Annotated in this window: 17 protein-coding genes; 13 read left to right on the forward strand and 4 right to left on the reverse strand. The window is 58.1% G+C overall.

Annotated elements, in window-relative coordinates:
- Positions 1–16: 16 nt before the first annotated feature.
- On the reverse strand, positions 17–961 hold the full coding sequence (locus ACQUWM_RS18760) for an aldo/keto reductase (RefSeq protein WP_428923107.1): 945 nt from the start codon (positions 959–961) through the stop codon (positions 17–19).
- Positions 958–2,277, reverse strand: coding sequence for an NTP/NDP exchange transporter (locus tag ACQUWM_RS18765; protein WP_428923108.1), 1,320 nt, complete (start codon positions 2,275–2,277; stop codon positions 958–960). Before ACQUWM_RS18765 ends, ACQUWM_RS18760 begins: the two co-directional genes overlap by 4 nt.
- 111 nt (positions 2,278–2,388) lie before the next feature.
- Here ACQUWM_RS18765 and ACQUWM_RS18770 point away from each other — a divergent pair, with 111 nt between their 5' ends.
- A complete protein-coding gene (locus ACQUWM_RS18770) occupies positions 2,389–3,243 on the forward strand; it encodes a putative RNA methyltransferase (protein ID WP_428923109.1) in 855 nt (284 codons plus the stop codon).
- A gap of 19 nt (positions 3,244–3,262) precedes the next feature.
- Here the strand turns inward: ACQUWM_RS18770 and ACQUWM_RS18775 are convergent, their stop codons facing one another.
- Together ACQUWM_RS18775 and ggt are read right to left on the reverse strand one after the other, a co-directional pair.
- The gene (locus tag ACQUWM_RS18775; RefSeq protein WP_428923110.1) at positions 3,263–3,514 is read right to left on the reverse strand and encodes a YkoF family thiamine/hydroxymethylpyrimidine-binding protein; all 252 of its coding nucleotides are present in this window, start codon (positions 3,512–3,514) and stop codon (positions 3,263–3,265) included.
- A gap of 42 nt (positions 3,515–3,556) precedes the next feature.
- Positions 3,557–5,320 carry a gamma-glutamyltransferase gene (gene ggt, locus ACQUWM_RS18780; protein WP_428923111.1) on the reverse strand — a complete coding sequence of 588 codons (1,764 nt, stop codon included), beginning with the start codon at positions 5,318–5,320 and terminating at the stop codon, positions 3,557–3,559.
- A 143-nt stretch (positions 5,321–5,463) separates the two neighbouring features.
- Here ggt and purU point away from each other — a divergent pair, with 143 nt between their 5' ends.
- From purU to pyrF, 12 genes are all read left to right on the forward strand, one after another.
- Positions 5,464–6,318, forward strand: coding sequence for a formyltetrahydrofolate deformylase (purU, locus tag ACQUWM_RS18785; protein ID WP_407000885.1), 855 nt, complete (start codon positions 5,464–5,466; stop codon positions 6,316–6,318).
- Between the two features lie 126 nt (positions 6,319–6,444).
- Positions 6,445–9,051 carry a DNA gyrase subunit A gene (gene gyrA, locus ACQUWM_RS18790; RefSeq protein ID WP_407000884.1) on the forward strand — a complete coding sequence of 869 codons (2,607 nt, stop codon included), beginning with the start codon at positions 6,445–6,447 and terminating at the stop codon, positions 9,049–9,051.
- 47 nt (positions 9,052–9,098) lie between these two features.
- The gene (gene serC / locus ACQUWM_RS18795) at positions 9,099–10,181 is read left to right on the forward strand and encodes a 3-phosphoserine/phosphohydroxythreonine transaminase (protein ID WP_428923112.1); all 1,083 of its coding nucleotides are present in this window, start codon (positions 9,099–9,101) and stop codon (positions 10,179–10,181) included.
- Positions 10,182–10,183: 2 nt separating this feature from the next.
- On the forward strand, positions 10,184–11,281 hold the full coding sequence (gene pheA, locus ACQUWM_RS18800; protein ID WP_407000882.1) for a prephenate dehydratase: 1,098 nt from the start codon (positions 10,184–10,186) through the stop codon (positions 11,279–11,281).
- 49 nt (positions 11,282–11,330) lie between these two features.
- Positions 11,331–12,455, forward strand: coding sequence for a histidinol-phosphate transaminase (gene hisC, locus ACQUWM_RS18805; protein WP_428923113.1), 1,125 nt, complete (start codon positions 11,331–11,333; stop codon positions 12,453–12,455).
- On the forward strand, positions 12,424–14,685 hold the full coding sequence (locus ACQUWM_RS18810) for a bifunctional prephenate dehydrogenase/3-phosphoshikimate 1-carboxyvinyltransferase (protein ID WP_428923114.1): 2,262 nt from the start codon (positions 12,424–12,426) through the stop codon (positions 14,683–14,685). The genes hisC and ACQUWM_RS18810 overlap by 32 nt, the downstream gene beginning before the upstream one ends.
- Positions 14,685–15,365, forward strand: coding sequence for a (d)CMP kinase (cmk, locus tag ACQUWM_RS18815; RefSeq protein WP_407000877.1), 681 nt, complete (start codon positions 14,685–14,687; stop codon positions 15,363–15,365). The genes ACQUWM_RS18810 and cmk overlap by 1 nt, the downstream gene beginning before the upstream one ends.
- Positions 15,366–15,495: 130 nt before the next feature.
- Complete coding sequence (gene rpsA, locus ACQUWM_RS18820) at positions 15,496–17,187, forward strand: 30S ribosomal protein S1 (protein WP_406985313.1); 1,692 nt, start codon at positions 15,496–15,498, stop codon at positions 17,185–17,187.
- A gap of 130 nt (positions 17,188–17,317) precedes the next feature.
- Entirely contained in the window at positions 17,318–17,614 is a 297-nt protein-coding gene (locus ACQUWM_RS18825; protein WP_406985312.1) for an integration host factor subunit beta, read from the forward strand.
- Between the two features lie 62 nt (positions 17,615–17,676).
- On the forward strand, positions 17,677–17,979 hold the full coding sequence (locus tag ACQUWM_RS18830) for a LapA family protein (RefSeq protein WP_407000876.1): 303 nt from the start codon (positions 17,677–17,679) through the stop codon (positions 17,977–17,979).
- On the forward strand, positions 17,979–19,148 hold the full coding sequence (gene lapB, locus ACQUWM_RS18835; RefSeq protein WP_407000875.1) for a lipopolysaccharide assembly protein LapB: 1,170 nt from the start codon (positions 17,979–17,981) through the stop codon (positions 19,146–19,148). Before ACQUWM_RS18830 ends, lapB begins: the two co-directional genes overlap by 1 nt.
- Before the next feature lie 34 nt (positions 19,149–19,182).
- On the forward strand, positions 19,183–19,893 hold the full coding sequence (gene pyrF, locus ACQUWM_RS18840) for an orotidine-5'-phosphate decarboxylase (RefSeq protein WP_428923115.1): 711 nt from the start codon (positions 19,183–19,185) through the stop codon (positions 19,891–19,893).
- Positions 19,894–20,311 lie beyond the last annotated feature (418 nt).

Genomic DNA, 20,311 nt, shown 5'->3' on the forward strand with positions numbered 1-20,311 from the left:
TTCCGGTCCGTCGCGATCACAGGCCGGCAATATAATGGATCATCCTCTGGCGCATTTCCTCGTCGGGTAAAGCCCCCATGGCGGCACCCATATTGTCCGCCATGTGACGAGCCTTACTGGTTGCCGGTGTGGCTGCGGTGACAGCCGGGTGAGCGACGACGAACTTCAGGAAGAACTGCCCCCAGGAATAGGCGTCGAATTCCGCCGCCCAGGTAGGCACGTCCTTGCCTTTCACTTTCTCCCAGAGCCGGGTCCGACCGAAAGGGGCGTAGACCAGTACACCTATGCCTTGTTCCCTGGCCAGTGGCAGTATCCGCTGTTCCATCGTGAGGTTGTCGACGGCGTAATCGATGCCGATGAAGTCCAGGGGTTCTCGCGCCATAATGCGCTCCAGGTTTTCATACTGGCGGGGGAAGGTGGTGGTCACACCGATGTAACGCACCCGCTGTTCTTCCCGCATCTCCTTGAGAATGCCGAGTTGCGTGGGTACGTCCCCGAGGTTATGGACCTGTATCAGATCGATGACCGGTTTACCGATGCGCCGGAAGGAGGTTTCGATCTGCTCTCTCGCGGTGTCGGGGTCGGCCTTGCCGCCACCCCATCCGGCAACGTTCACCTTGGTGGCCCAGAACAGGTCATCGGTGATGTCCAGTTCCTCGGCGATTTGCCCGGCCACTGCTTCCGAAGCGCCATAGCTCGGGGCAGTGTCGAAGACGTTGCCGCCTTTCTCGACCAGTGTTTTCAGAACTTCCCGCAAGGCATCCCGGTCTTCGCTGCGGGAAACGCTGGCGAAGGTGGCGGAGCTGCCCAGCCCCACCACTGGCAGGCGTTCGCCGGACGACGGGATGGCACGGGTAATCAGTTCCAGTTGTTTATCCTCGGACCAGAGCATGCCGGGTTTCAGGGCCAATGTGGCCCCGACGGCGAGGGTGAGCTTCAGGTAGTCTCTGCGGGAAATCATGGTGATGTCCTCTTTTCGGTGGCGTCCCCCGATTCCAGGGCGGCTGCGATTGACTGTTGTGTCCTGCCCAGCCACAGCCCCAGTACGGCCCACATCAATGCCAGGGGAACCGCGACGCTGGCCACGGCGGCCAGCCCCATACCCAGGCGCCCAAGCAGACCTTCTACCTGAGCGCCCACCACATCACCACCACGATAGACGAAGGTATCGATAAAGGCCTTGGCTTTGTATTTGTCCTCCCGGCTTGCCACGGTGTACAGGGTTTCCCGGGCCGGGCGCATGATGGCGCGCTGTACCGCACGGAAGGAGGCTTCCAGAGTAATCAGCGCTGCCAGAGAGCCGACCATGGCAAGACCAATAAAACCCAGCACTGTTGTTAAAGGTAGCAGAGCCAGGGTGATGTGTACGCCGAGCCGTTTCATCAGATGACCGGCTACCAGCGCCTGCATGATCAGTGTGGCCACCTGGGTAATCAGGTCAATTCTGGCAAACAGGGTGGTTCTCTGATCGGTGCTTTCACCGAGTTCGGCCACCATTTGCAGCCGCGTGAAATAAATGAAAGTAACCACGATCGCCAGGATGATGACGTAGATGGCAATGCCCAGCAGGTAGCGGGAACGAAAAACCGCCCGAAAACCTTCCCAGGCCCTGCCGCCGATCAGTTCGCGCTCGTCGATGGCTGGCCGGGTGTCGTGTGTGCGGCCGATCCGGTCCGGCTGTACGTGGGTAATGGCCCAGCAGGCAACCAGCGCCAGCCCCAGAAACCCGGTGCTGACAAGAAGCAGGGCCGGGGTTCCCAGGGGGGCAGCCAGCATGGACGTCAGCCAGGGCCCGAAAATGGCCCCGCAGGTGCCGCCCACGGCGATGACACCGAAAAAGCGTTTGCCCTGATCGAGGGTGAAACGATCCGCCATCACCGCCCAGAACACCATGGTGATGAACAGATTGAACACGCTGAACCAGACATAGAATACCTGCCCGGTGGTGATGCCAATGACGTTGGGGGCCAGGGTCATGACCAGATAGAACGCAACCAGGCTGAACCCGAAAAACGCGTAGGTGGTAGTGATGAAGGTCAGGCGGCGCAGGCGGCTGACCAGTAACCCGAACACCGGGTTAACCAGCAGGGTAATGACCGCGGTGCCGATGAACAGCCAGCGCACGGTTTCGATGCCACCCTGAATGCCAAGGGCTTCCCGTGCGGGACGCAGTACCATCAGCGCGGTGAGGACACAGAAAAAGAAAAATACCGCAAGTATGACCGGGATGATTTCGTCGCGGTTGATGTTAAACAGCTTGGCGAATGGGTTGCTCATAAACACGCAACGGGCTGGTTTCATAACAGGCGTGGCTTTCAATTTAGACCATTGGGGGCGTTTGGGTTAGCCTTGCATCCCCGTACACAGATGAACTCAGGCGGATACTGCATGCCCGTTACCCCGTTTCAGGCTCTGGCCTGCCCATTGGACGGTGACCCGTTGACCCATGTCGATACGGCCTGGCGCTGTCCGGCAGGTCACAGTTTTGATATTGCCCGCCAGGGCTATACCCATTTGCTGCCGGTGCAGAACAAGCGTTCCCGCAATCCCGGCGACAGCAAGGAGATGGTGGCGGCGCGCCGCAACTTCCTGAATGGTGGTTTCTATCAACCCATCGCCGATGCGGTGAATCGTGCGGTGCTGGCGGACGCACCCGGTGAGGGAATGCTCAGTTGCCTGGATGCCGGTTGCGGGGAAGGGTATTACCTGAGGCAACTTGCGGCTGCGGCCGGAGAGCGGCAAACCCTGGAGCTGCTGGGGGTGGATATTTCCAAGTGGGCGGTGCTGGCGGCCGCGAAGCAGGACAAACGACCGGCATGGGTGGTGGGCACCAACGCCAGACTCCCGGTGTTGCCTGGCTCCGTGGACCGGGTGCTATGTCTGTTCGGGTTTCCGGTGTATTCCGAGTTTGCCCGGGTTCTGAAACCGGGCGGTCAGCTGCTGCAGGTGGATGCCGGCCCCTGGCACCTGCGGGAATTGCGTGAAATTATCTATCCCACGCTGAAGCCGGAGAAAAATGAGGACGTTGTCACCCCCGAAGGGTTCACCACTCTGGAGACCACAACGGAGCGTTTTCCCCTGGAGCTGACCAGTCAGGAGCAGATTTCCGATCTGCTGGCGATGACACCACACCTGTACCGGGCCAGCGCGGAAGGGATCGAACGAGCCTCTGCACTGGATTCCCTGGCAGTCACCGTGGAGGTGCGCCTGACCCGTTCAGTCAGGACAGGGCTCCAGGGATGATGGGGCATGAGGTCGGTGGCTACTGTTTTGGCCGCCGGTCACCCTCCATCATTTTGGCCACGAAGACCGCTTTGCCGTAGGTTTCGAAAGACCACTTCATGGTATCGGACAGCACTTTCATGACCTCGTCGTACTCCCCGAACAGCTCGGTGCTCATGCGCCCCGGGTACACCTCAAGTCCGGTTTGCTTCAGACGGTCAATCAAGTCCCAGATGGGTTGTTCGTAGTCTTCTTTCAGTGGATAACAGCTCAGTTGTACAGAAAGGTACATAATGCCTCCGCTCAGGTCAGTGACCCTGGTCAATTACCGTCATCAATAGCCCATGGCTGACGATGTGCTACGCCTTGGGTCCGCACCACCATACAGAACGCCATCTTCATCCATCATAATACTCTGGATAGCGCCCATGGCCGAACCATCGACCACTTTGTGGCCCCGCTCTTCCAGCAGGCGAATGGTGTCCGGGCTGACGCCCTGTTCAACGCGGATCTCATCGGGCAGCCACTGATGGTGTATGCGTGGCGCGCTCACGGCAGTCTGGATGTTCATATCATGATCAATCACATTCAGGATCACCTGCAAGGTCGTGGTAATAATTCGTGAGCCGCCGGGACTGCCGGTCACCAGGACATTTTTGCCATCCTTTTTGACGATCGTAGGCGACATGGAGCTGAGCATCCGCTTGCCGGGCTCCACCTTGTTGGCTTCTCCGCCGATTAACCCGTAAGCGTTGGGCACGCCGGGCTTGGCGCTGAAGTCATCCATTTCGTTGTTGAGCAGAAAGCCGGCGCCTTCCACCGTGATGCCGGAGCCATAACTGAAGTTGATGGTGTAGGTGTTGGACACCGCATTGCCCCATTGGTCCACTACGGAGAAGTGGGTAGTCTCCGGGCTCTCCCAGGCAGCCGGCTGGCCTGGATTGATGTCGCTCGCTGGGCGCGCTTTCTCAGGATCCATGTTTTTACGGAGTTCTTCCGCATAGCCTTTGCTGGTCAGTCCTTTCAGCGGCACATCCACGTAGTCGGTGTCGCCAAGATAGCGGGCGCGGTCGGCGTAGGCCAGTTTCATGGCCTCTGCCATGTGATGAATCGCATCGGCGGAATTGTGGCCGTAGTCAGCCATGGGGAAGCCTTCCAGAATGTTGAGGATCTGGACAATGTGGGTGCCGCCGGAGGAGGGTGGCGACATGGAGTAAATGTCGTATCCGCGATACGTGCCATGGACTGGGGTGCGGATTTCGGGGCGGTAGTTTTTTAGATCCTCCCGGGTGATCAGGCCGCCGTGCCGTGCCATCTCGTCGGCAATCAGCTCTGCCGTTACGCCTTCATAAAAGCCTTTTACGCCGTCATCGGCAATCCGCTGCAGCGTGTCAGCCAGCGCAGGCTGGCGAAAGCGTTCGCCGGGCTGCCAGGCGCTGCCGTCTTCTTTATAGAAGGTACTGCGAGTGGCGGGCCAGCGCTGAAGCCTTTCCCGGGCCTGTTCCAGGCCTTCGGTGAAGCGCCGGGGCACAATAAAGCCTTCCCGGGCCAGTTTGATCGCGGGCGCCAGGGCCTGTTTCAGGGAAATAGTGCCGTGCCGCTCCAGCGCCAGGGCCAGGCCCGCCACAGTTCCAGGCACGCCGGCTGCCAGGTGGGTAAAGCGGCTGCGATCGCGGACGACGTCGCCGGATTCATCCTGAAACATGGTCTCTGAGGCTCCGGCGGGCGCTTTCTCGCGGTAATCAATGGCTTCTGGTTCTGAGCCATCCCCTTTGGCAATCAGCATAAAACCACCGCCGCCAATATTGCCGGAGCGGGGCTGGGTCACCGCCAGGGCAAACCCGGCAGTGACGGCTGCGTCAACCGCGTTGCCACCGCCCCTGAGTACATCCAATGCCACTTCGGTGGCCAGGGTGTGGCTGGTGGCGACCATGCCCTGTTTTGCCGTGATCGGATGAAACCGTTCGCCCTCAAGAATGGCTTGCCCGAATGCAGGCCCGATGGTCACAAGAAAAGCCAGGGCTGTCATAATCGAAAGGCGGCCTGAGTGCCTCCTGGCGAGGTTTTTGTCTGTGCGGTGGTAGAGGCCTCTGTCCATATCTCCATTCCTCGTTTCTGGCGTTCAGATAGGCTATGATAGCCGGTCATTTTCATAGGTGCGTACCGTTAACCCGCTGTTAATGTCGGTGGTGATTCCCCGACGCACCTGCTTTCCCGGATTTCAGTTAAGGAAAGGCTTTCATGGAGCATACCTATCGTCTTGTGATTTCCTGCCCGGACCGGGTTGGAATTGTCGCCAAGGTGAGTAATTTTCTGTCCACCTACAATGGCTGGATTACCGAGGCGAGCCACCACTCGGACACTCAGACCGGCTGGTTCTTCATGCGCCACGAGATCAAGGCCAGCTCGATTCCCTTTGGTCTGGACCAGTTCCGGGCGGCGTTCGAACCCATCGCCCGTGAGTTCGGCATGAACTGGCACATTGCGGATTCGGCCCAGCCCAAGAAGGTGATCCTGATGTGCAGCAAGGAGTCCCACTGCGTGGCAGACCTCCTGCACCGCTGGCACAGCCGCGAGATCAACGCCGAGATCGTGGCGGTTATCTCCAACCATGAAGACCTGCGCCGCATGGTCGAGTGGCATGAGATACCCTATCACCATATTCCGGTCTCCCGTGATAACCGTGACGAAGCCTTTGGTGAAATTGATGGCCTGATCGAGGGTTATGACGCCGACGTGGTGGTACTTGCCCGCTACATGCAGGTCCTGCCTGCCAGTCTGTGTGAAAAGTACGCCGGCAAGGTGATCAATATTCACCACAGCTTCCTGCCATCGTTCGCCGGTGCGCGTCCTTATCACCAGGCTTACAGTCGCGGGGTCAAGCTGATCGGAGCCACCTGCCACTACGTGACCCAGGATCTGGATGAAGGCCCGATCATCGAACAGGACGTAATCCGCATTACCCACAGCGACTCCATCGAAGACATGGTTCGCCTGGGCAAGGACGTGGAAAAGAACGTACTGGCCCGTGGCCTGCGGTCCCATATCGAGGACCGGGTGATTACCTACGAAAACAAGACGGTCGTTTTTAATTAAGAACTGGTCGCAGTTGCCCCTGTAAGGGGCTGACTGTGTTAGTATTGGCCGCTTGTTAAAGAATAACTATGGGGCGCAGAAAAAGCCCTGAAACGACTTCCAGCAAACGCAAAGGAACCTTTCTCGATGGGTGAGTTAGCCAAAGAGATCCTGCCGGTAAATATTGAAGATGAGTTGAAGCAGTCCTACCTCGATTACGCCATGAGCGTTATCGTCGGGCGGGCCCTTCCGGATGTTCGTGACGGTCTCAAGCCGGTTCATCGCCGCGTTCTGTTCGCCATGTCCGAGTTGGGCAATGACTGGAACAAGGCTTATAAGAAGTCCGCTCGTGTGGTCGGTGATGTCATCGGTAAATATCACCCCCACGGTGACTCCGCGGTCTACGACACCATCGTTCGTATGGCTCAGCCATTCTCCCTGCGCTATCCGCTGGTCGACGGTCAGGGTAACTTCGGTTCCATCGACGGCGACAACGCCGCCGCCATGCGTTACACCGAAATCCGCATGGAGAAGGTTGCTCACTCCCTGCTGGCGGATCTCGACAAGGAAACCGTGGATTTCGTCGACAACTACGACGGTACCGAGCGGATTCCCGATGTACTGCCTACCCGGGTTCCGAACCTGCTGGTCAACGGCTCTTCCGGTATCGCGGTCGGTATGGCGACCAACATTCCGCCCCACAACCTGACTGAAGTGGTCAGCGGTTGTCTGGCGCTGATTGATAATCCGGATCTGACCGTGGATGAACTCATGGAGTTCATTCCCGGCCCCGATTTTCCGACTCAGGGCATCATCAACGGCCGTGCCGGTATCGTTGAGGCATACCGCACCGGCCGTGGTCGTATCTACATTCGTGCCCGTCACGAAATCGAGCACGACAAGAAGACCAATCGCGATGCCGTCATCATTACCGAGCTGCCTTACCAGCTGAACAAGGCGCGCCTGATCGAGAAGATCGCCGAGCTGGTCAAGGAAAAGCGCCTGGAAGGCATTACCGAATTGCGGGACGAGTCCAACAAGGAAGGCATCCGGGTTGTGATCGAACTGCGCCGTGGTGAAAACCCGGAAGTGGTGGTCAACAACCTGTTCGCCCATACCCAGTTGCAGACCGTGTTTGGTATCAACATGGTGGCGCTGATCAATGGCGAGCCGAAGATTCTCAATCTGAAGGAAATGCTCGACGCGTTCGTGCGTCATCGCCGCGAAGTGGTGACCCGCCGGACCATCTACGAGCTGCGCAAGGCCCGGGAGCGTGGTCATATCCTGGAAGGGCTGACCGTTGCCCTGGCCAACATCGACGAGATGATTGAGCTGATCAAGTCTTCTCCGACGTCGGTTGAAGCGAAAGAGAAGCTGATGGCCAAGGGCTGGGCACCGGGTGACGTGCTGGCGATGCTGGAGCGTGCTGGCGAAGACGCCTGCCGCCCCGATGATCTGCCGGAAATCTACGGCCTGCGTGATGGTCTGTACCATATGTCGCCGGAGCAGACCCAGGCGATCCTGGACATGCGTCTGCATCGCCTGACCGGTCTGGAAACCGAAAAGCTCCAGAACGAGTACAAGGACATCCTTGAGAAAATCGCCGGCCTGCTGGAAATCCTGGCGGATCCGGATCGTCTCATGCAGGTTATTCGCGAAGAACTGGAAGCTGTGGTATCCGAATTTGGTGACGAGCGCCTTACCGAAATCACCAGCTCCCAACGCGACCTGACCATTGCTGATCTGATCGATGAAGAAGACCTGGTAGTCACCATTTCCCACGGTGGATATGCCAAGACCCAGGCGGTCGAAGACTATCAGGCCCAGCGCCGTGGTGGCCGGGGCAAGGCGGCAACGTCCATGAAGGACGAGGATTTCGTCGAGAAACTGCTGGTTGCTAACTCCCACGACACCATTTTGTGTTTCTCCAACCGTGGCAAGGTGTACTGGCTGCGGGTGTTCGAGATTCCCCGTGCCAGCCGCGCTTCCCGTGGCCGCCCGATGGTCAACATCCTGCCGCTGGACGAGGGTGAGCGCATCACCACCTTCCTGCCGGTCCGTGACTATCCGGAAGACCAGTTTGTATTGATGGCCACCTCTGCCGGTGTGGTCAAGAAGACCCCGCTGCCGAACTTCTCCCGTCCGCGCAGCAGCGGCCTGATCGCTCTGTCACTGGACGAAGGCGATACGCTGATCGGCGCTGCCATCACCAAAGGGGATGCGGAAGTCATGCTGTTCTCAACAGCTGGCAAGGCCGTTCGCTTCAATGAAGAGGCGGTGCGTCCGATGAGCCGTACCGCCCGCGGTGTTCGCGGTATCCGGATGCCAGCAGGCCACCACGTGGTGTCGCTGATCATTCCGCAGGAAGATGGCGTACTTCTTACCGCCAGTGAGAACGGTTACGGCAAGCGCACCGCTTTCGACGAGTTCCCGACCTACAGCCGCGGCAGCCAGGGCGTTATCGCCATGCAGTGCTCCGAGCGTAACGGTAACCTGGTGACAGCGCTGCAGTTGTTCGACGGCGATGAAATGATGCTGATCTCGGACAAGGGCACGCTGGTTCGTACCCGCACCGACGAAGTGTCGGTATTGAGCCGGAACACCCAGGGCGTTCGCCTGATCAAACTGAGTCAGGAAGACGAACGTCTGGTCGGTGTTGAACGTATCGCCGAAACCGATGACGAAGATGTTGATGGCGAAGAAACTCCTGTCGCAGAAGGCGATAATGCAGATGAGGGCGCCGGCGAGGAATAAGCCGGCGCTTTGCAGAACGATTGTAAGACTTGAGAGATCACAGGATCATGAGCAGGGCGTATAATTTTTGTGCAGGCCCGGCAACCTTGCCGGAAAGCGTGCTGCAACAGGCACGGGATGAAATGCTCGACTGGCGCGGTACCGGCATGTCGGTGATGGAGATGAGCCATCGCAGTGACGAGTTCCTGGAAATCGCCGAAACAGCCGAAAAAGACCTCCGTGAATTAGCCGGTATTTCAGATGATTACGCCGTACTCTTCATGCAGGGTGGAGCTTCGAGTCAGTTCTCGACCATCCCCCTGAACCTGTTGGGTGACAAGACGTCTGCGGATTACGTGAACACCGGTATCTGGTCCAAGAAGGCCATTGCGGAAGCCAGCCGGTATGGAAACGTTAACGTGGCGGCCAGTAGCGAGGCGGACAGGTTTACCACCATTCCCGGCCAGGACTCCTGGAATACCGATGCTGACGCGGCTTATCTGCACTACACGCCAAACGAGACCATCGGCGGTCTGGAGTTTGACTTCATCCCCGACAGCGGCAGCGTGCCCCTGGTGGCGGATCTCTCGTCCACCATGCTGTCGCGCCCGCTGGACGTGTCGAAATTCGGTCTGATCTACGCCGGCGCCCAGAAGAATATCGGGCCGTCCGGTCTGGTGGTGATCATCATCCGTAAGGACTTGCTGGGTAAGGCCCGCAAGGAAACCCCAACGATGATGAACTATCAGGTCATCGCCGATAACAACTCTATGTACAACACGCCGGCTACCTATTCCTGGTATCTGGCCGGGCTGGTGTTCAAATGGCTGAAAGCCCAGGGTGGTGTGCAGGCCATGGGTGAAATCAACCTGCGCAAGGCGAAAAAGCTGTACGATTTCATTGATGACAATGATTTCTACGCCAACCCGATTGATCCCCGTTTCCGCTCTTGGATGAACGTGCCGTTCACACTGGGGGATGCTGCCCTGAACAGCGACTTCCTCAAAGGTGCGGATGCCCGTGGGCTGTTGAACCTGAAAGGTCACCGCTCGGTGGGCGGTATGCGCGCCAGCATCTATAACGCCATGCCGGAAGCCGGTGTGGACGCCCTGATCGCCTATATGGCGGAATTTGCGAAGGAGCGGGGCTGATCATGACTGACGAGCAGACCCGCCTGGCCGAACTGAGGGACGAAATCGATCAGCTTGACCAGAAGATCATGGAGCTGATCAGCGCCCGTGCCCAATGCGCTCAGGAAGTGGCGAACGTCAAATTGACGGCTAACCCGGGGCAGGATGTGTTCTTCTACCGTCCGGAGCGGGAAGCCCAGGTGCTGCGCCGCATCAAGGAGCAGAATCCCGGCCCGCTATCCGGTGAAGAAATGGCCCGGCTGTTCCGGGAGATTATGTCCGCCTGCCTGGCGCTGGAAAAGCCCATGCACATTGCCTTCCTGGGGCCTGTGGGGACCTTCACCCAGTCTGCGGCCCTGAAGCACTTCGGGCATTCCGTGGTCAGTGTTCCGCTACCGGCGATTGATGCGGTATTCCGTGAAGTGGAATCCGGCGCAGCCCATTATGGAGTGGTGCCGGTGGAAAATTCCACCGAAGGCATGATCAATCACACCCTTGATATGTTCATGTCGTCGCCCCTGAAAATCTGTGGCGAGGTGCAGCTGCGCATCCACCACCATCTGCTGGTATCGCCTGCCAACAAGGATCAGGAAATAACCCGCATATACTCTCACCAGCAGTCGTTTGCCCAGTGCCGCCAGTGGCTGGACACTCATCGCTACGGCATTGAGCGCGTGACGGTGAGCAGTAATGCCGAAGCCGCACGTCGGGCAGCGGAAGAGCCGGGAACCGCAGCTATCGCCGGTGATATGGCGGCGGAGTTGTACGGGCTCGAGGTTGTGGCCAACAGCATTGAAGATCGCCCGGACAACACCACCCGGTTCCTGATTATCGGCCGGGAAGAAGTGCCCGCCAGTGGTCATGACAAGTCTTCCATCCTGGTGTCCATGCGTAACAAGCCAGGGGCGTTGTACCAGTTGCTGGAGCCTTTCCATCGCCACGGTCTCAGCCTGACGCGCATCGAAACCCGGCCGTCACCCAGCGGCACCTGGGCCTACGTTTTCTATATCGACTTTGAAGGCCACGTGGAAGACGAGCAGGTGCGCAAGGTGCTGGCGGACGTGGACGACGAAGCCGTGGAGCTCAAGCGTCTGGGGTCTTACCCCATAGGTGTGCTTTAACGGAAGTTCTGGCAGCGAAACGATTCGGACAGGCGTTGAGGAAGGTGTGATGTCGATTGATTACCAAAGTCTGGCGGTGGCAGGGGTGCAGGCGCTGTCTCCCTACCAGCCCGGCAAGCCCATCGATGAGCTGGCCCGTGAGCTGGGCCTGGATCCCGCCGATATCATCAAGCTGGCCAGTAACGAGAATCCCCTGGGGCCCAGTGAAAAAGCGCTGGCCGCAGCCCGGGAAGCCCTAAGCGAGTTGTGCCTTTACCCCGACGGTAATGGTTTTGACCTCAAGCAGGCACTGGCGGCCCGTTTCGGCGTGGACATGTCTCAGATTACCCTGGGCAATGGCTCCAATGATTTACTGGAAGTGATTGTCCGCTGCTTTGCGGATGCGGAGTCGGAGGTGGTTTTCTCTGAGTACGCGTTTGCGATTTATTCGCTGGTCACCCAGGCGATTGGCGCCAAAGGCGTGTCCGTTCCTGCGAAAGACTGGGGTCACGACCTGGATGCGATGGCGGCGGCAGTCACGGACCGCACAAAGCTGGTGTTTGTGGCCAACCCCAATAACCCGACCGGCACGGTGCATGGCGCCGAAGCCATTCTGGCGTTTCTTGAGAAGATCCCCGAGCGGGTTGTCGTGGTATTGGACGAAGCTTACTGCGAATATCTACAGGGTGAGGGCTACGCTGACGGTGTTGAAATGCTGTCCCGGTTCCCGAATCTGATCGTTTGCCGCACTTTCTCCAAGGCCTGGGGGCTGGCGGCATTGCGGGTTGGTTACAGTATCAGTTCCCCTGAAATCGCGGATATCCTTAACCGGGTACGCCAGCCGTTCAATGTGGACGCCGTTGCGCTGGCCGCCGCGACAGCAGTATTGGAGGATGAGGCCTACGTCCAGCGTTCCCGCGAGGTCAATGCCAGTGGTATGGCGCAGCTGGAATCCGGCTTTCGCGAACTTGGCCTGTCATTTATTCCCTCTGCGGGCAACTTCATCGCGGTGGATGTTGGAAGTAACGCCATGGGTATTTACCAGTCGTTGCTGGAGCAGGGCGTGATCGTGCGCCCGGTCGCCGGGTATGGCATGCCCCGGCACCTGCGGGTGTCCATCGGTCTTGAGTGGGAAAACGCAAAGTTGTTAACGGCCCTGGCCAATGCGCTCGGTCAGCCGGGGCAGGGGGCGTAACGTGGCGACGACCAAGCCACTGTTCAGCCGGGTTGCCGTTATTGGTCTGGGATTGATTGGCGGCTCATTGGCAAAAGCCATGCGTGAGAACGGGCTGGCCGAAACCGTCATTGGTACCGACAAGCGAGAAGACGAACTGTCGCTGGGGGTGGAGCTGGGCGTCATTGACCAGGCCGCCGGCACCATTGCCGAAGCAGTTGCCGGCTGTGAACTGATCATCCTTGCCGTGCCGGTTCGCGCAACCCGTACGGTTCTGGAAGAACTGAAATCCCACTTGCCCGCTGACGCGATTCTTACCGACGTGGGCAGCACCAAGACCAGTTTTGTTGAGGATGTACGGGCAGTTTTCGGCGATCTCTCTCACCGCGTGATCCCCGGTCATCCAATCGCGGGGTCCGAAAAGAGCGGAATCCGGGCAGCAAATTCCGGAATGTTCGCCAATCACAAGGTCATCCTTACCCCGCCGGATAACGTCATGGCCGGGGATCTGGCGCGGTTGAAAGCGCTGTGGGAAGGTTGTGGCGCTACGGTCCTGACCATGTCCGTGGCGTATCATGATGAAGTGCTGGCGGCGACCAGTCATCTGCCGCATCTTATTGCATTTTCACTGGTGGACACACTGGCCGGTGAGGATGAGAATCTCGATATTTTCCGCTACGCGGCGGGTGGTTTCCGCGACTTTACCCGGATCGCCGCCAGTGATCCGGTGATGTGGCATGACATCTTTCTCTCTAACCGGGATGCCGTGTTACGGGTCGTTGATCATTTTACACACGATCTTGACCAGCTTCGTACCGCCATTGCCAGCGGGGACGGAGCGACCATGCTCAGGGTGTTCAGTCGCGCCAAGGCGGCGCGGGAACATTTTTCGAAAATGCTTTCAGGACAGGCTTACGTGACAAACAACAGTCAGAAACAGGTAACGTTCCGTCTTCAGCCCGGTGGCAGTATTGCCGGCGATATCCGGGTGCCGGGGGACAAATCCATTTCCCACCGCTCCATCATGCTGGGTGCGCTGGCTGATGGCATCACCGAAGTAAAGGGATTCCTGGAGGGGGAGGACAGCCTCGCGACCCTGCAGGCGTTCCGCGATATGGGTGTCACCATCGAAGGGCCGGATAACGGTTTCGTGCGCATCCACGGCGTTGGCGTAAATGGTTTGCAGGCGCCCCGTGGTCCCCTGTATCTGGGGAATTCCGGCACCGCCATGCGCCTGTTTGCAGGCTTGCTAGCCGCGCAACCCTTTGATTCCGAACTGACCGGCGACAGCAGCCTGTCCAAGCGCCCGATGGGACGCATTGCCGATCCCCTTCGAGCGATGGGGGCAGTGATTGATACCGCCGACGGTGGTCGTCCGCCACTGAAAGTCCGTGGTGGTCAGCCACTGACCGGCATCCATTATGAAATGCCGGTGGCCTCGGCCCAGGTAAAATCCTGCCTGTTGCTGGCGGGTCTGTACGCCGAAGGCGTAACGTCGGTAACCGAGCCGGCGCCTACCCGTGACCACACCGAACGTATGCTGGCAGGATTTGGCTACCATGTGCACCGGGACGGCGCTACCGCCAGTGTCACCGGTGGCGGAACATTGACAGCTACCGCCATTGACGTGCCTGCGGATATTTCCTCTGCGGCGTTTTTCCTGGTGGCGGCCAGTATTGCCCCGGATTCCGAGCTGACGTTACGGCACGTCGGTATGAATCCGACCCGGGTCGGGGTGATCAATATCCTGCAGAAGATGGGTGCGGATATCGAGGTGCTGGAAGAGCGTGAAATCGGTGGTGAGCCGGTCGCGGATCTGAAGGTACGTTCCGCCCGACTCAAGGGGATTGATATTCCTGAAGATCAGGTGCCTCTGGCCATTGATGAATTCCCGGTGCTGTTCATTGCCGCCGCCTGTGCTGAAGGTCGCACAGTCTTGCGTGGTGCGGAAGAGCTCCGGGTGAAGGAGAGTGACCGGATTCAGGTGATGGCGGATGGTCTGGCGGCACTTGGCGTTGAAACCACGGTGACGCCTGATGGCATTGTTATCGACGGCGGTCAGCCGATCGGTGGTGGCAAGGTCGATAGCCACGGAGATCACCGCATTGCCATGTCTTTTGCCGTGGCATCCCTGCGGGCAACCGGAGACATTGAGGTGACGGATTGCGCCAATGTGGCGACTTCATTCCCGGGATTTGTGGAACTTGCCTGCGACACCGGCATCCGGATTACCACCGAAGGAGGGGAGTGATGTCCAGCACCAAGGCTCCGGTCATCACCATTGACGGCCCGGGCGGTTCCGGCAAGGGCACGGTCACCCAGATGCTCGCCCGCAAGCTGGGCTGGCACCTGTTGGACAGCGGTGCGCTCTATCGCCTGACGGCTCTGGCCGCCGTGCGTCAGGGCGTTGCCCTGGACGACGAGGCGGGCCTGGTGAAGGTGGCCGCAAGTCTGGATGTGGCTTTTGAGCCAACGGATGCGGGGGAGCCGGTCAAGGTGATCCTGGCTGGTAAAGATGTGACCGCAGATATACGTACGGAAGCCACCGGCGATAACGCCTCCCGGGTGGCAGTGATTCAACCGGTTCGTGATGCCCTGCTGCAACGGCAGCGGGATTTCCGGCAGGCTCCCGGCCTGGTGGCCGATGGCCGTGACATGGGCACCGTGGTTTTTCCGGATGCCCCGGTCAAGATTTTCCTGACGGCCAGTGCCGAGGAACGTGCGAGAAGGCGCTACAGCCAGTTGAAGGACGCAGGTGTCGATGTTAATATTGACGCCCTTTTAGAGGAGATACGGGTTCGTGATGAACGGGATATGAACCGTTCCGCAGCCCCTCTCAAGCCCGCGGATGATGCGCAAGTCATTGATTCTACGGGATTGAGTATAGAAGAGGTGTTAGACAGGTGTATGGCCGCAGCAGGCCAGGCCTGACTACACCTTTTTGTCGTTGAAATGCCGGATGTAGCGTTATCTGCCAGCCTCAGGCTGCCTCCGGAACTTATTAACAGACCGTGTTGCTGGTGGCACGGAGCACACTTGCGTTGATCATATAGGACACATAATGAGCGAGAGCTTTGCGGATCTTTTTGAAGAAAGCCTAAAAGAAATTGACATGCAACCGGGTTCCATCGTCCAGGGAACCGTAGTTGACGTCGACAACGACTGGGTCACCGTTAACGCCGGACTGAAGTCCGAAGGCGTTATCCCCGCCTCCCAGTTTCTGAACGAAAAAGGCGAGTTGGAAGTTGCTATTGGCGACGTTGTCGATGTAGCTCTCGACGCTGTTGAAGACGGTTTCGGTGAAACCCGTCTGTCCCGCGAGAAGGCCAAGCGCGCTGAAGCCTGGAAGGTACTCGAGAAGTCCTTCGAAGCTGAAGAAGTGGTCAAGGGTGTTATCAATGGCAAGGTCAAGGGTGGTTTCACCGTCGATCTGGCCGGCATCCGCGCCTTCCTGCCAGGCTCTCTGGTAGACGTTCGTCCGGTTCGCGACACCGCGCACCTGGAGAACAAAGAGCTGGAATTCAAGGTTATCAAGCTGGACCAGAAGCGTAACAACGTGGTTGTTTCCCGCCGCGCCGTTCTGGAAGCTGAAAACAGCGCCGAGCGTGAAGCTCTGCTCGAAACCCTGACCGAAGGTCTGGAAATCAAGGGTATCGTCAAGAACCTGACCGACTACGGCGCGTTCGTGGATCTGGGTGGTGTTGACGGCCTGCTGCACATCACTGATATGGCCTGGAAGCGCATCAAGCATCCGAGCGAAATCGTGAATGTGGGCGACGAGATCAACGTCAAGGTTCTGAAGTTCGACCGTGAGCGTAACCGTGTATCCCTCGGCCTGAAGCAGCTGGGCGAAGATCCCTGGGTTGATATCAAGGGTCGTTATCCGGAAGGCAGCAAGGTCACCGCACGCGTTACCAACCTGACCGACTACGGCTGCTTTGCCGAGCTGGAAGAGGGTGTTGAAGGTCTGGTTCACGTATCCGAAATGGATTGGACCAACAAGAACATCCATCCGTCCAAGGTTGTCCAGGTGGGCGACGAAGTGGGCGTGATGATTCTGGATATCGACGAAGAGCGTCGTCGTATCTCCCTGGGTATCAAGCAGTGCGTATCCAACCCGTGGGAAGATTTCTCCGGCAACTTCAACAAAGGCGACCGTATCTCCGGCAAGATCAAGTCAATCACTGACTTTGGTATCTTCATCGGTCTGGACGGCGGCATTGATGGTCTGGTTCACCTGTCCGACATCAGCTGGAACGAAACTGGCGAAGAAGCCGTTCGTGAATACAAGAAGGGCGACGAAGTTGAAACCGTTATCCTGTCTGTTGACCCGGAGCGCGAGCGCATCTCCCTGGGCATCAAGCAGCTGGAAAGCGATCCGTTCGCCGAGTTTGTTCAGCTGAACGACAAGGGCTCCATCGTTAAGGGCACCGTATCCGCCGTTGACGCCAAGGCTGCCACTATCTCTCTGAACGACGAAGTTGAAGCTGTTCTGAAGGCTTCCGAAATCAGCCGCGACAAGGTAGAAGATGCCCGCAACGCGCTGAAGGAAGGCGAAGAAGTTGAAGCGAAGATCATCAGCATCGATCGCAAGAACCGCATCATCAACCTGTCTGTGAAGTCCAAAGACGTTGAGGACGACAAGCAGGCACTTGAGAGCGTGCGCAGCAAGACCGCTGAAACTTCTGGTGCGACCACCATCGGTGATCTCATCAAGGAGCAGATGCAGCAGCAAAACGCCAACAAGGAATAAGTTTTCCGGTTGGTATGAAAAAAACGGGCTCTAAGAGCCCGTTTTTTTTGTGTTTTTTTCTGGTTTGGCTAAACTAGGGACATGGAGCTGGTAACCGGCTATCCAATAATAAAGAAGAGGGATGAGCCTGATGACGAAGTCCGAACTGGTTGAGCTGATCGCGTCCAAGCAAAGTCAGCTTTCCGTGAAAGATGTGGAACTGGCCGTAAAAACCATTATTGAACATATGTCCCAGTCGCTGTCCAATGGTCAGCGGATTGAGATTCGCGGGTTTGGCAGCTTTTCACTGCACCATCGTGCGGCGAGAACCGGGCGGAATCCGAAAACCGGCGAGGCCGTGCAACTGCCCGCCAAGTTCGTGCCGCATTTCAAGCCAGGCAAGGAATTGCGCGAACAGGTTAACGACAGCTTGAAGAAAGGCTTCTGATCACCTTTTTCCGGGAACGACACTAGCCAGGGTTTATACACCCTTTGGGGAGCGATACATCGATGGCAGGATTGCAGAAAATTCTCATTGTTCTGTTGGTTTTGTTCCTGGTCCTCCTGGCGCTGGTCTTTTCCCTTAATAATCAGATGGCGGTCTCCCTGAACTTCCTGGTGTTTGAGACCCAGCCCCATGGTGTTGCCGTCTGGATTATCATGTCCTTTGTCATTGGTGCGCTGATTGGTGTTCTGATTACCATGCTGGCGACTTTCCGAACGTCTGTTTCCCGTCGCAACCTTCAGAAACGACTTGCTCGTACCGAGCAGGCATTGGAGAAATCCAGGGCCGAGAACGACCGGACTCTTTAATGGACATAGTGCTTCAATGGCTGCTGCTGACAATCGCTGTCGCGGCCGGTTGGTTTGCTGGGCGCCTCGGCAGTTCCTCGCGGCGTTCAAAGAAAACCATTTCCGATGAAGAATCGGTGCGGGATCGTCTCCAGTTCCTGTTTACCAATTACTCCGACCAGGCCGTGGAGAACTTCGTACAGTCCCTCGCGGTTAACCGCGACACGGTCAGTCTTCATCTTTCCGTTGGCGCCCACTTCCGTCACAAGGGTGAAACCGACAGGGCCATCCTGATTCACCAGAACCTCCTTGCCCGCCCGGAGCTTCCGCCCCGATTTTCCCCCCAGGTCACCTTTGAACTGGCCCTGGACTACCTGAATGCCGGTCTTCTGGACCGGGCTGAAGCTTTGCTACACGAGCTGATGGGCGATCGGGAATACGGCCGCAAGTCTGCCCTTCAGCTGATTGAGCTCTACCAGCAGGAAAAAGAGTGGGAGAAAGCCGCGCAGGTTGCCAGAACCCTGACCAATGGCCAGACCGACCCGGCGGTACTCAAAATGCTGGCGTACATCACCTGTGAGCTAGCGGACGACGCTCTCAAGAATGACGATCGCTGGGGTGCTCAGAAGCTGGCCAAAGAAGCGCTGGATCATGACCGGTCCTGCGTTCGCGCCACATTTATTATCATGAAATTGCAGGTCCGCCAGGGCAGCTTCAAGGACGCCGCCAACCAGAGTCTCAAGGTGTTTGATCAGAACCCGGAGTTTGGTTCCGAAGCGGTCGATCGCCTGATGAAGCTGGAGCATGAACACGGCGACATCGGTCGCCTGGTGAAAAAGCTTCGCAAGTTTTACGAGACCTGGCCCAGCACCAGTTTGTTGTTGGCGCTGGTGGAATCGGTGGAACGCGCGTCTGGCCGGCCAGCCGCCATTGACCTTCTGCGCCTCGAACTGGAGGTCCGACCCAGTGTCCGGGGGTTATTGCGCCTGGTGGAGCTGGCTGGCTATGAGAAAGGCATGACCACCGACGAAGGTCGCCTCGTCAGCCGTATCGGCCACTTGATTCTGGCTAACCGCCCGGTTTATCGATGCGTCAGCTGCGGTTTCTCCGGCCGCCAGCTGCACTGGCTCTGTCCCAGCTGTAAGCAGTGGGAAACCGTTCGCCCGATCCAGGGCGTGGAAGCCGAATAGCTCTTTTTAACCCGATTACCCGCAGGACCTGACCGTGCAAACCAATAACGACCCGAAGATCATCGTTGCCCTAGATTTCCCTTCAGAAAACCCGGCGCTGGCGCTGGTCGATCAACTGGACCCGGCCAAGTGCCGCCTGAAAGTCGGCAAGGAGCTCTTCACCCGCTCCGGCCCGTCGCTGGTGCGCAGCCTGCAGGATCGCGGCTTCGATGTGTTCCTGGATCTCAAATTCCACGACATCCCCAATACCACCTCTGCGGCGGTAGCGGCTGCAGCTGATCTTGGCGTGTGGATGGTGAACGTCCACGCCTCCGGCGGCGAAAACATGATGGTCGCCTGCCGCGAACGCCTGGAAGCCTTCGGTGCCGACCGCCCGCTGCTGATCGCCGTCACCGTGCTCACCAGCATGTCAGCCGACGACCTGGCAGGCATCGGCATCACCGAAAGCCCGGAGGCCCACGTCTCCCGCCTGGCCACCCTCACCAAAAACTGCGGCCTCGACGGTGTCGTCTGCTCCGCTCAGGAAGCCCCCAAACTGAAAGCCGAGCAGGGCGCCGACTTCAAACTGATCACCCCGGGAATCCGACCCCTGACCGCCGCCAAAGGCGATCAACAACGCATCATGACTCCCACGGATGCCCTCAAGGCCGGGTCCGATTACCTGGTTATCGGCCGTCCGATTACCCAGGCGGCTGATCCTCTGGCGGCTTTGGAGGCTATTCATTCTGAGGTTGTTGGTCTCTGACTTTGGTGCCTGGCATTCTAGTTCGGCCCTAGCCTTTGAGGCTTGGTGTCAGGGGTGATGGGGCCTTTCTCCCAAAAACCGCTACGAGCACATCCATGTGCGCTTCTTTCGGGCCATCCTTGGCCCTCAAAATTTTTGGGAGAAAGGCCCCATCACCCCAATTAAGCTTCAGAGATATAGTCCAGGAAAACGTAGGTCGGATTAGCGAAGCGTAATCCGACAGAACGTTTAACACCGAATATGCGATCAAAATTGTCGGATTACGGCTGCGCCTAATCCGACCTACGCTTTGGCATTTGTGAGATATATCTGAGAGGTCTGATAGGGGCGGTGGGAGCTTTCTCCCAAAAATTTCGGAGGCCATGGATGGCCGGAGAGAAGCGCACATGGATGTGCTCGTAGCGGTTTTTGGGAGAAA

This window comes from Marinobacter sp. DUT-3 (assembly GCF_050379435.1).
In the GTDB taxonomy this organism is placed as follows: Bacteria; Pseudomonadota; Gammaproteobacteria; order Pseudomonadales; family Oleiphilaceae; genus Marinobacter.

Excerpts from the sequence above, each read along its gene's own strand:
- ACQUWM_RS18760 (WP_428923107.1), bottom strand. The coding sequence starts at position 961 with ATGATTTCCCGCAGAGACTACCTGAAGCTCACCCTCGCCGTCGGGGCC.
- ACQUWM_RS18825 (WP_406985312.1), top strand. The coding sequence starts at position 17,318 with ATGACGAAGTCCGAACTGGTTGAGCTGATCGCGTCCAAGCAAAGTCAG.
- ACQUWM_RS18775 (WP_428923110.1), bottom strand. The coding sequence starts at position 3,514 with ATGTACCTTTCTGTACAACTGAGCTGTTATCCACTGAAAGAAGACTAC.
- hisC (WP_428923113.1), top strand. The coding sequence starts at position 11,331 with ATGTCGATTGATTACCAAAGTCTGGCGGTGGCAGGGGTGCAGGCGCTG.
- gyrA (WP_407000884.1), top strand. The coding sequence starts at position 6,445 with ATGGGTGAGTTAGCCAAAGAGATCCTGCCGGTAAATATTGAAGATGAG.
- serC (WP_428923112.1), top strand. The coding sequence starts at position 9,099 with ATGAGCAGGGCGTATAATTTTTGTGCAGGCCCGGCAACCTTGCCGGAA.
- cmk (WP_407000877.1), top strand. The coding sequence starts at position 14,685 with ATGTCCAGCACCAAGGCTCCGGTCATCACCATTGACGGCCCGGGCGGT.
- pheA (WP_407000882.1), top strand. The coding sequence starts at position 10,184 with ATGACTGACGAGCAGACCCGCCTGGCCGAACTGAGGGACGAAATCGAT.
- ACQUWM_RS18830 (WP_407000876.1), top strand. The coding sequence starts at position 17,677 with ATGGCAGGATTGCAGAAAATTCTCATTGTTCTGTTGGTTTTGTTCCTG.
- lapB (WP_407000875.1), top strand. The coding sequence starts at position 17,979 with ATGGACATAGTGCTTCAATGGCTGCTGCTGACAATCGCTGTCGCGGCC.
- ggt (WP_428923111.1), bottom strand. The coding sequence starts at position 5,320 with ATGGACAGAGGCCTCTACCACCGCACAGACAAAAACCTCGCCAGGAGG.
- ACQUWM_RS18810 (WP_428923114.1), top strand. The coding sequence starts at position 12,424 with ATGCGCTCGGTCAGCCGGGGCAGGGGGCGTAACGTGGCGACGACCAAG.
- rpsA (WP_406985313.1), top strand. The coding sequence starts at position 15,496 with ATGAGCGAGAGCTTTGCGGATCTTTTTGAAGAAAGCCTAAAAGAAATT.
- purU (WP_407000885.1), top strand. The coding sequence starts at position 5,464 with ATGGAGCATACCTATCGTCTTGTGATTTCCTGCCCGGACCGGGTTGGA.
- ACQUWM_RS18770 (WP_428923109.1), top strand. The coding sequence starts at position 2,389 with ATGCCCGTTACCCCGTTTCAGGCTCTGGCCTGCCCATTGGACGGTGAC.
- ACQUWM_RS18765 (WP_428923108.1), bottom strand. The coding sequence starts at position 2,277 with ATGAGCAACCCATTCGCCAAGCTGTTTAACATCAACCGCGACGAAATC.